Source organism: Enterobacter sp. SENG-6 (genome assembly GCF_001605945.1).
Taxonomy (GTDB): Bacteria; Pseudomonadota; Gammaproteobacteria; order Enterobacterales; family Enterobacteriaceae; genus Enterobacter; species Enterobacter cloacae.
Map to the genome: position 1 here is coordinate 1 of NZ_LOMM01000045.1, position 6,226 is coordinate 6,226.

General features: G+C 52.7%; 4 protein-coding genes and 1 pseudogene. 4 read left to right on the forward strand and 1 reads right to left on the reverse strand.

The window, feature by feature from the left end:
- Nucleotides 1-255: 255 nt before the first annotated feature.
- The 4 genes and pseudogenes from lacI to AX755_RS19150 form a co-directional block, all read left to right on the forward strand.
- Nucleotides 256-1,338 (forward strand): DNA-binding transcriptional repressor LacI, encoded by a 1,083-nt coding sequence (lacI, locus tag AX755_RS19135; RefSeq protein ID WP_007851507.1) that lies wholly within the window; start codon nt 256-258, stop codon nt 1,336-1,338.
- A 121-nt stretch (nt 1,339-1,459) separates the two neighbouring features.
- On the forward strand, nt 1,460-4,534 hold the full coding sequence (gene lacZ / locus AX755_RS19140; RefSeq protein WP_015386474.1) for a beta-galactosidase: 3,075 nt from the start codon (nt 1,460-1,462) through the stop codon (nt 4,532-4,534).
- A gap of 51 nt (nt 4,535-4,585) precedes the next feature.
- Complete coding sequence (gene lacY, locus AX755_RS19145) at nt 4,586-5,839, forward strand: lactose permease (RefSeq protein WP_003846917.1); 1,254 nt, start codon at nt 4,586-4,588, stop codon at nt 5,837-5,839.
- A 65-nt stretch (nt 5,840-5,904) separates the two neighbouring features.
- Nucleotides 5,905-6,045 (forward strand): annotated as a pseudogene (locus AX755_RS19150) (maltose acetyltransferase domain-containing protein); the annotation flags it as partial.
- A 14-nt stretch (nt 6,046-6,059) separates the two neighbouring features.
- Here the strand turns inward: AX755_RS19150 and AX755_RS19155 are convergent.
- Nucleotides 6,060-6,226, reverse strand: a 167-nt coding sequence (locus tag AX755_RS19155) for an IS1 family transposase (RefSeq protein ID WP_001509190.1), incomplete at its 5' end; no start/stop codon positions are given.

Genomic DNA, 6,226 nt, shown 5'->3' on the forward strand with positions numbered 1-6,226 from the left:
TAATGGTGGGTTACCACCAAACGAATCAGAAAACCGATACTGGAAAAACTCTAACGCGGTGGCCAGTTTTAGTTGACCACAACAATGATCCTGGTGTCAGTGAAAATACGAAATCAACACGTTGGTATCATTACCCACCTGTGAACTGACGTCGGCATTTTGAATCTCACTTCGGCGTGCCCCCTCCGAATGGCGCAAAACATTTCGTGGTATGGCATGATAGCACCCGAAGAGAGTCAATTCAGGGTGGTAAATGTGAAACCAGTAACGCTATACGATGTCGCAGAGTATGCCGGTGTCTCTTATCAGACCGTTTCCCGCGTGGTGAACCAGGCCAGCCACGTCTCTGCGAAAACGCGGGAAAAGGTGGAAGCGGCGATGGCGCAGCTGAACTACATTCCCAACCGCGTGGCACAACAACTGGCGGGGAAACAGTCGTTGCTGATTGGCGTTGCTACCTCCAGTCTGGCCCTGCACGCGCCGTCGCAAATTGTCGCGGCGATTAAATCTCGCGCCGATCAACTGGGTGCCAGCGTGGTGGTGTCGATGGTAGAACGAAGCGGCGTCGAAGCCTGTAAAGCGGCGGTGCACAATCTTCTCGCGCAACGCGTCAGTGGGCTGATCATTAACTATCCGCTGGATGACCAGGATGCCATTGCTGTGGAAGCTGCCTGCGCTAATGTTCCGGCGTTATTTCTTGATGTCTCTGACCAGACTCCCATCAACAGTATTATTTTCTCCCATGAAGACGGTACGCGACTGGGCGTGGAGCATCTGGTCGCATTGGGTCACCAGCAAATCGCGCTGTTAGCGGGCCCATTAAGTTCTGTCTCGGCGCGTCTGCGTCTGGCGGGCTGGCATAAATATCTCACTCGCAATCAAATTCATCCGATAGCGGAACGGGAAGGCGACTGGAGTGCCATGTCCGGTTTTCAACAAACCATGCAAATGCTAAATGAGGGCATCGTTCCCACTGCGATGCTGGTTGCCAACGATCAGATGGCGCTGGGCGCAATGCGCGCCATTACCGAGTCCGGGTTGCGCGTTGGTGCGGATATCTCGGTAGTGGGATACGACGATACCGAAGACAGCTCGTGTTATATCCCGCCGTTAACCACCATCAAACAGGATTTTCGCCTGCTGGGGCAAACCAGCGTGGACCGCTTGCTGAAACTCTCTCAGGGCCAGGCGGTGAAGAGCAATCAGCTGTTGCCCGTCTCACTGGTGAAAAGAAAAACCACCCTGGCGCCCAATACGCAAACCACCTCTCCCCGCACGTTGGCAGATTCCTTAATGCAGCTGGCACGACAAGTTTCCCGACTTGAAAGCGGGCAGTGAGCGCAACGCAATTAATGTGAGTCAGCTCACTCATTAGGCACCCCAGGCTTTACACTCTATGTGTCCGGCTCGTATGTTATGCGAAAATGTGAGCGGATAACAATTCACGCAGGATACAACTATGACAATGATTACGGATTCACTGGCCGTCGTATTACAACGTCGTGACTGGGAAAACCCTGGCGTTACCCAACTTAATCGCCTTGCGGCACATCCCCCTTTCGCCAGCTGGCGTAATAGCGAAGAGGCTCGCACCGATCGCCCTTCCCAAGAGTCGCGCAGCCTGAATGGTGAATGGCGCTTTGCCTGGTTTCCGGCACCAGAAGCGGTACCAGAAAGCTGGCTGGAGCGCGATCTTCCTGACGCCGATACTGTCATCGTCCCCTCAAACTGGCAGATGCACGGTTACGATGCGCCTATCTACACCAACGTGACCTATCCCATTGCGGTCAATCCGCCGTATGTTCCCACGGAGAATCCGACGGGTTGTTACTCGCTCACATTTAATGTTGATGAAAGCTGGCTACAGGAAGGCCAGACGCGAATTATTTTTGATGGTGTTAACTCGGCGTTTCATTTGTGGTGCAACGGGCGCTGGGTCGGTTACGGACAGGACAGTCGTTTGCCGTCTGAATTTGACCTGAGCGCATTTTTACACGCCGGAGAAAACCGCCTCGCGGTGATGGTGCTGCGCTGGAGTGACGGCAGTTATCTGGAAGATCAGGATATGTGGCGGATGAGCGGCATTTTCCGTGACGTCTCGTTGCTGCATAAACCGAGCACGCAAATCAGCGATTTCCATGTAGCCACTCACTTTAATGATGATTTCAGCCGCGCTGTACTGGAGGCAGACGTTCAGATGTACGGCGAGCTGCGCGATGAGCTGCGGGTGACGGTTTCTTTGTGGCAGGGTGAAACGCAGGTCGCCAGCGGCACCGCGCCTTTCGGCGGTGAAATTATCGATGAGCGTGGTGGTTATGCCGATCACGTCACCCTACGTCTGAACGTCGAAAACCCGAAACTGTGGAGCGCCGAAATCCCGAATCTCTATCGTGCGGTGGTTGAACTGCACACCGCCGACGGCACGCTGATTGAAGCAGAAGCCTGCGATGTCGGTTTCCGCGAGGTGCGGATTGAAAATGGTCTGCTGCTGCTGAACGGCAAGCCGTTGCTGATTCGCGGCGTTAACCGTCACGAGCATCATCCTCTGCATGGTCAGGTCATGGATGAGCAGACGATGGTGCAGGATATCCTGCTGATGAAGCAGAACAACTTTAACGCCGTGCGCTGTTCGCATTATCCGAACCATCCGCTGTGGTACACGCTGTGCGACCACTACGGCCTGTATGTGGTGGATGAAGCCAACATTGAAACCCACGGCATGGTGCCAATGAATCGTCTGACCGATGATCCGCGCTGGCTACCCGCGATGAGCGAACGCGTAACGCGAATGGTGCAGCGCGATCGTAATCACCCGAGTGTGATCATCTGGTCGCTGGGGAATGAATCAGGCCACGGCGCTAATCACGACGCACTCTATCGCTGGATCAAATCTGTCGATCCTTCCCGCCCGGTACAGTATGAAGGCGGCGGAGCCGACACCTTCGCAACCGATATTATTTGCCCGATGTACGCGCGCGTGGATGAAGACCAGCCCTTCCCGGCTGTGCCGAAATGGTCCATCAAAAAATGGCTTTCGTTGCCTGGAGAGACGCGCCCGCTGATCCTTTGCGAATACGCCCACGCGATGGGTAACAGTCTTGGCGGCTTCGCTAAATACTGGCAGGCGTTTCGTCAGTACCCCCGTTTACAGGGCGGCTTCGTCTGGGACTGGGTGGATCAGTCGCTGATTAAATATGATGAAAATGGCAATCCGTGGTCGGCTTACGGCGGTGATTTTGGCGATAAGCCGAATGATCGCCAGTTCTGCATGAACGGTCTGGTCTTTGCCGACCGCACGCCGCATCCGGCGCTGACGGAAGCAAAACACCAGCAGCAGTTTTTCCAGTTCAGTTTATCCGGGCGAACCATCGAAGTGACCAGCGAATACCTGTTCCGTCATAGCGATAACGAGCTCCTGCACTGGATGGTGGCGCTGGATGGCAAGCCGCTGGCAAGCGGTGAAGTGCCTCTGGATGTCGCTCCACAAGGTAAACAGTTGATTGAACTGCCTGAACTACCGCAGCCGAAGAGCGCCGGACAACTCTGGCTAACGGTTCACGTAGTGCAACCGAACGCGACCACATGGTCAGCAGCCGGACACATCAGCGCCTGGCAGCAGTGGCGTCTGGCGGAAAACCTCAGCGTGACACTCCCCTCCGCGCCCCACGCCATCCCGCAACTGACCACCAGCGAAACGGATTTTTGCATCGAGCTGGATAATAAGCGTTGGCAATTTAACCGCCAGTCAGGCTTTCTTTCACAGATGTGGATTGGCGATAAAAAACAACTGCTGACGCCGCTGCGCGATCAGTTCACCCGCGCACCGCTGGATAACGACATTGGCGTAAGTGAAGCGACCCGCATTGACCCTAACGCCTGGGTCGAACGCTGGAAGGCGGCGGGCCATTACCAGGCCGAAGCAGCGTTGTTGCAGTGCACGGCAGATACGCTTGCCGACGCGGTGCTGATTACCACGGTCCACGCGTGGCAGCATCAGGGGAAAACCTTATTTATCAGCCGGAAAACCTACCGGATTGATGGAAGTGGTCAAATGGCGATTACCGTTGATGTTGAAGTGGCGAGCAATACGCCACATCCGGCGCGGATTGGCCTGACCTGCCAGCTGGCGCAGGTAGCAGAGCGGGTAAACTGGCTCGGATTAGGGCCGCAAGAAAACTATCCCGACCGCCTTACTGCGGCCTGTTTTGACCGCTGGGATCTGCCATTGTCAGACATGTATACCCCGTACGTCTTCCCGAGCGAAAACGGTCTGCGCTGCGGGACGCGCGAATTGAATTATGGCCCACACCAGTGGCGCGGCGACTTCCAGTTCAACATCAGCCGCTACAGTCAACAGCAACTGATGGAAACCAGCCATCGCCATCTGCTGCACGCGGAAGAAGGCACATGGCTGAATATCGACGGTTTCCATATGGGGATTGGTGGCGACGACTCCTGGAGCCCGTCAGTGTCGGCGGAATTCCACCTTAGCGCCGGTAGCTACCATTACCAGTTGCTCTGGTGTCAAAAATAATAATAACCGGGCAGGCCATGTCTGCCCGTATTTCGCGTAAGGAAATCCATTATGTACTATTTAAAAAACACAAACTTTTGGATGTTCGGTTTATTCTTTTTCTTTTACTTTTTTATCATGGGAGCCTACTTCCCGTTTTTCCCGATTTGGCTACATGACATCAACCATATCAGCAAAAGTGATACGGGTATTATTTTTGCCGCTATTTCTCTGTTCTCGCTATTATTCCAACCGCTGTTTGGTCTGCTTTCTGACAAACTCGGGCTGCGCAAATACCTGCTGTGGATTATTACCGGCATGTTAGTGATGTTTGCGCCGTTCTTTATTTTTATCTTCGGGCCACTGTTACAATACAACATTTTAGTAGGATCGATTGTTGGTGGTATTTATCTAGGCTTTTGTTTTAACGCCGGTGCGCCAGCAGTAGAGGCATTTATCGAGAAAGTCAGCCGTCGCAGTAATTTCGAATATGGTCGCGCGCGGATGTTTGGCTGTGTTGGCTGGGCGCTGTGTGCCTCGATTGTCGGCATCATGTTCACCATCAATAATCAGTTTGTTTTCTGGCTGGGTTCTGGCTGTGCATTCATCCTCGCCGTTTTACTCTTTTTCGCCAAAACGGATGCGCCCTCTTCTGCCACGGTTGCCAATGCGGTAGGTGCCAACCATTCGGCATTTAGCCTTAAGCTGGCGCTGGAACTGTTCAGACAGCCAAAACTGTGGTTTTTGTCACTGTATGTTATTGGCGTTTCCTGCACCTACGATGTTTTTGACCAACAGTTTGCTAATTTCTTTACTTCGTTCTTTGCTACCGGTGAACAGGGTACGCGGGTATTTGGCTACGTAACGACAATGGGCGAATTACTTAACGCCTCGATTATGTTTTTTGCGCCACTGATCATTAATCGCATCGGTGGGAAAAACGCCCTGCTGCTGGCTGGCACTATTATGTCAGTACGTATTATTGGCTCATCGTTCGCTACCTCAGCACTGGAAGTGGTTATTCTGAAAACGCTGCATATGTTTGAAGTACCGTTCCTGCTGGTGGGCTGCTTTAAATATATTACCAGCCAGTTTGAAGTGCGTTTTTCAGCGACGATTTATCTGGTCTGTTTCTGCTTCTTTAAGCAACTGGCGATGATTTTTATGTCTATTCTGGCGGGCAATATGTATGAAAGCATCGGTTTCCAGGGCGCTTACCTGGTGCTGGGTCTGGTGGCGCTGGGCTTCACCTTAATTTCCGTGTTCACGCTTAGCGGCCCCGGCCCACTTTCTCTGCTGCGTCGCCAGGTGAATGAAGTCGCTTAAGAAATTAATGTCGGATACGGCGCGAGCGCCTTATCCGACCAACTTATCAGGACGGAATGTTAAAAATGAACATGTCGATGACAGAAAAAATAAAAGCAGGCAAGCTATTTACCGATATGTGCGAAGGCTTACCTGAAAAAAGACTTCGTGGGAAAACATTAATGTATGAGTTCAATCACTCGCATCCATCAGAAGTTGAAAAAAGGGTAATGACTCCAACTTATTGATAGTGTTTTATGTTCAGATAATGCCCGATGACCTTGTCATGCAGCTCCACCGATTTTGAGAACGACAGTGACTTCCGTCCCAGCCTTGCCAGATGTTGTCTCAGATTCAGGTTATGTCGCTCAATGCGCTGAGTGTAACGCTTGCTGATAACGTGCAGCT

What these genes read in the sequence shown, in the direction of transcription:
- lacZ (WP_015386474.1), top strand. Translation starts at nt 1,460, where the DNA reads ATGACAATGATTACGGATTCACTGGCCGTCGTATTACAACGTCGTGAC.
- lacY (WP_003846917.1), top strand. Translation starts at nt 4,586, where the DNA reads ATGTACTATTTAAAAAACACAAACTTTTGGATGTTCGGTTTATTCTTT.